Consider the following 4,021-nt stretch of genomic DNA (forward strand, 5'->3'; position numbering starts at 1 on the left):
GCGAGGCGGGCCTGGCAAAGCCGATTCGCGGTCGAGGACCGCTCCCACACCAGAATCAAACCCCGGCGCGAGCCCCTGAAAACTGAAAACTGAACACCCCAAACCCTTCCCGCCCCAACGACATGCCGCCCCTTTCAGCGCCCGCCGTTGGCTTGGGCGGCGAGGTTGGCGAGCATCAGCAGGGAGGCGGAGTAGTAGTCGTCTTTGCTGCTCAGCGAGGCGGGGATTCTGGAGCCGTGACCTTGCAGCAAAGCGCGCACCGCGAGGCCGCCTCGGGACAGTGGGTAGTCGGCCCGGGCGCCGCTGTTGAGGTCCACCCAGGCGGGCGGGCGGGGGCCGCTGGTGCGCCAGAAATGATCAATCGCGGCCAGCGCTTCGCCGCCGGTGATGCCGGCCCAGACCCAGTACAACGGCACCCTCACCGCCTCGAAGCCAAAGCGCGCGGGCCAGCCATCGGCGGGGCTGAGCCGGCCGCTTTCGGTCCCACCCGGCGCACCAGATGGCGCACGATCAGCCCGCGCAGCGCCACCGATTGCGCCTGCAGCGCTGGCGCCTTCCACTGGTCGGCGGCTTCGCTCAACGCCCAGGCGATCAGCAGATCGCCGTCGCTGGCGTTGTTGGTGTCCGCCACCGGCACGCTGGCGCGCGGGTCATAACGCCAGGCGAACAGTTCATGTTCGCTACGCCGCAGGTGTTTACGGGTCCAGTCCCAGAGCGCATCGAAACGGGTCCGGTCGTTGTTGGCGACCGCCAGCAACATACCCCAGCCCTGCCCTTCGGTGTGGCTGACGCCGCCGTTGCCGGTGTCCACCACGCGGCCGTCGTCGGTGACGAAGCGCTGCGAGTACTGCCGCCACAGCGCGGACGAGCCCGGCGACGAAGACGTCACGGACTGGGCCGCGCAACCGGTGGCGATCACCACCCCGAGCAGCACCAGGCACGACAACAGGCCGTTGGGGCGCCGCTGGCGAGCGCGCCGGTCAGCATCCATAGCAGAATTCCAGCGCGCCGCCTTCTTCGGCCCTCAAGGTGCGCACCGACACGGCTCCACCGCCCTGGCGCTTGAGCCAGAAATCGTAGGCGCCCTCCAGAGTCGAGGCGATCGCCAACGGCCAGGCCGGGCCGTGGCTCACGCGGGGCCAGGCGCCGTGTGGTGTAGCCGTGTTCAGTGAAGCGTGCCAGGGGAGACGACGGCGGCGCTGGGGGTGTTGTCTTCGATTTCATCGAGGTCATCCAGGGTAACCCGGGCTGCCTCGTCTGGCGTGGCGCGGCGTTGGGCTTCCTGCCGGGCATCCGGTTCGTCCGCCTCGCTTTGTTCGCCATGCTCCTTCTCTGGCTGATAACCGTTGACGTAAGAGCGTAACAGCGCTTTCAGGGCTTCAACCTCGCCACCCCGGGCCAGCGCATGACGAAAAGCGTCCAGCGCGTCGAGCACTTCCGGGGCGGCCAGTTGCTCTTCGTGAGCCTGCATGATCATTTCATGTTCGGTACGCACGCTGGCGTCGCCGATCAACAGTTCTTCGTAGAGCTTCTCGCCGGGGCGCAACCCGGTAAAGTTGATCGCCACATCGCCGTCCGGGTTGTTGTCATCGCGCACCGTCAGGCCCATCAGCCGGATCATGGTGCGGGCCAGATCAACAATGCGTACCGGCTCACCCATGTCGAGCAGGAACACTTCACCGCCCTCCGCCATAGCACCAGCCTGAATCACCAACTGAGCGGCCTCGGGGATGGTCATGAAATAGCGGATCACGTCCGGGTCGGTGACGGTCACCGGGCCGCCTCGGCGAATCTGGTCGCGAAACAGCGGCACCACCGAGCCCGATGAGCCGAGCACGTTGCCGAAACGCACCATCGAAAACACCGTCTCGCTGCCGCGCTCGGCAATCGCCTGCAGCACCATTTCCGCGAAGCGCTTGGTGGCCCCCATGACATTGGTGGGCCGCACCGCTTTGTCCGTGGAAATCAGGATGAAATGCTTTACCCCCGCCGCTTCGGCGCCCTTGGCGGCGGCCAGCGTGCCGATGATGTTATTGCGCACCCCAGAGGCCGGGTTGGCTTCCACGATCGGCACATGCTTGTAGGCGGCGGCGTGGTAGAGCGTGTCCACCCCGCTCTCTTCGCACACCCGCTTCACGTAGCCCCGGTTGATCACCGAGCCCAGCCGGGCCACCAGTTCAATGGGCGCTTCCGCCTCTTTGATCAGCGTGCGGATTTCCCGCTCAATCGCGTACAGGCCCACCTCGCTTTGCTCCAGCAACACCAGACGCGTCGGCGCCAGCTTGATGATCTGCCGGCACAGCTCCGAACCGATCGAACCGCCGGCGCCGGTCACCAGAACGCTCTTGCCGGTGATGCAGCGGCTGAGCAGATCCTCGCGGGGCGGCACCGTATCGCGGCCCAGCAGGTCCTCGATCTCAATGTCCTGGATGTCCACCAACCGCGCACGGCCACTGGCAATATCCGCGAATGCCGGCACCGTCTGCACGCGAACGTCCAGATCCTCGAGCCAGTTCACCAGCTCCATGCGGCGGCTGCGCGGCATCGCCGGCATCGCCAGCAAGACCGTGTGCAGGCGCCCTTCTTCCACCGCCGTTTTCAGCTCTTCGCGGTCCACCACCGGCACGCCGCCCAGCAAGGTGCCCTGTTTGCCCGGGTCGTCGTCCACCACCAGCACCGGCGTCAGCTCGCGGCCGGCCTCCAGCGCCGCCACCAACTGCGCCCCGGAACCGCCAGCGCCATACACCGCCACCGCTTCGGTATCCGGAAAGCCCGACATCACCCGAAACAGAAAACGGCGCACCATGAAGCGGCTGGCGCCAAAATAGAACAGGCCCATCAGCCAGAAAATCAGGAAGATCGAACGGGGCACATCCGCGGGTGCCATGTAGGAAAGCGCCGCCAGCGACATCACCGACGCACTGACCCCCAGGCCGATCGACCAGGCGGCCTCGGTACCCAGATAGCGCACGATGGAGCGGTAAAAACCAAACGCATAGAGACTGATCAGGGTGGTGACGATGGCGCCACCGAACAACCAGGGGTCCAGAATCACCGGATCAGTGGAACTGAAACGCAGCGCATAGGCACACCACAACAACACCGGAATGGCCACGGCATCGGCGAGCAGCATAATGATGCGCTTATGCCACCTGGAGAAACCCAGAACCCAAGTGACCCAGCGCTGAATGGACTTTAACGCCATAGTAAGAACCTTATCGTTCTTGTAGCCAGCGGGGCACCAAGGTGGGACCCGTTACGCTTATACCAGTTCAATGCAACGCAAGAGTATAGATTCATATGCCCCTCCTGCCCGCCCACTCCTGCCCCTTTACACGAAATTTTGCAAACTGGCGCCCACCGAGTAACGCGCCGGCTAAACCAATGCAAAATGGCACCAACATGGACAACGTAACGCAACGTGGGCATACCAACGGAGACAAAATACAAATTGAGACTCACGTACCTGAATGGCAGGCTGAACAGGTCGGACAACGGAACGGTAGCAACAAGGACGTGGCCGATGGACGACACCGACAGACACTCTTCTTCACTCTCCATTTATCTTGCTCGCGCCTTCTCTGAAGGCGCTTTTTGTTGGTGTTCAGTTTTGCGTGTTCAGTGTTCAGTCGCGGGAAAGGAGAGGTGGCTGCAGGGCCCTTTGACCAAAATATGTCGCTGGCTGGGCGGAGCGCCGCCCGGCCTCTCCTACAAGCTGTAAACAATTTTCTCGCAAATGTTTGTTGAGGGCGATGTCACAAAGGCGCAAGATTCAGGTGTCTTGCAGCGGAAATTCATCAACAGGGACGTGGCCAATGCAGGGCAACTGATGGACAGTCTCCTAACTTTTCATCATGGTAAATCAGGGCGCCTCTTCGGAGGCGCCCTTTTTATTGGGCGGCGGGAACGGGGAACAGGCAGGCTCGCACCGGGGTTGGATTCCGGTGTGGGAGCGGCTCTTGAGCGCGAATCGGCTTTGCCAGGCCGGCCTCGCCTTCGGCTCGGTTCGCGGTCGGGGACC

4 protein-coding genes are annotated in these 4,021 nt (G+C 63.6%); all 4 read right to left on the minus strand.

Annotation, left to right across the window (positions count from 1 at the left end; all coding sequences use genetic code 11):
- Nucleotides 1-134 precede the first annotated feature (134 nt).
- Genes CGS25_RS19150 through CGS25_RS18795 form a run of 4 tightly spaced genes read right to left on the minus strand, consistent with a single transcriptional unit; the run spans nt 135 to nt 3,205 of the window.
- Complete coding sequence (locus CGS25_RS19150; RefSeq protein ID WP_198588857.1) at nt 135-416, minus strand: glycosyl hydrolase family 8; 282 nt, start codon at nt 414-416, stop codon at nt 135-137.
- A 2-nt stretch (nt 417-418) separates the two neighbouring features.
- On the minus strand, nt 419-991 hold the full coding sequence (locus CGS25_RS18790; protein ID WP_101676402.1) for a glycosyl hydrolase family 8: 573 nt from the start codon (nt 989-991) through the stop codon (nt 419-421).
- Nucleotides 981-1,133, minus strand: coding sequence for a hypothetical protein (locus CGS25_RS19105; RefSeq protein WP_157933883.1), 153 nt, complete (start codon nt 1,131-1,133; stop codon nt 981-983). Before CGS25_RS19105 ends, CGS25_RS18790 begins: the two co-directional genes overlap by 11 nt.
- Nucleotides 1,134-1,165: 32 nt before the next feature.
- Nucleotides 1,166-3,205, minus strand: a complete 2,040-nt coding sequence (locus CGS25_RS18795; protein ID WP_232802508.1) for a polysaccharide biosynthesis protein — start codon at nt 3,203-3,205, stop codon at nt 1,166-1,168.
- Nucleotides 3,206-4,021 lie beyond the last annotated feature (816 nt).

Source organism: Alloalcanivorax mobilis (assembly GCF_002864685.1).
In the GTDB taxonomy this organism is placed as follows: Bacteria; Pseudomonadota; Gammaproteobacteria; order Pseudomonadales; family Alcanivoracaceae; genus Alloalcanivorax; species Alloalcanivorax mobilis.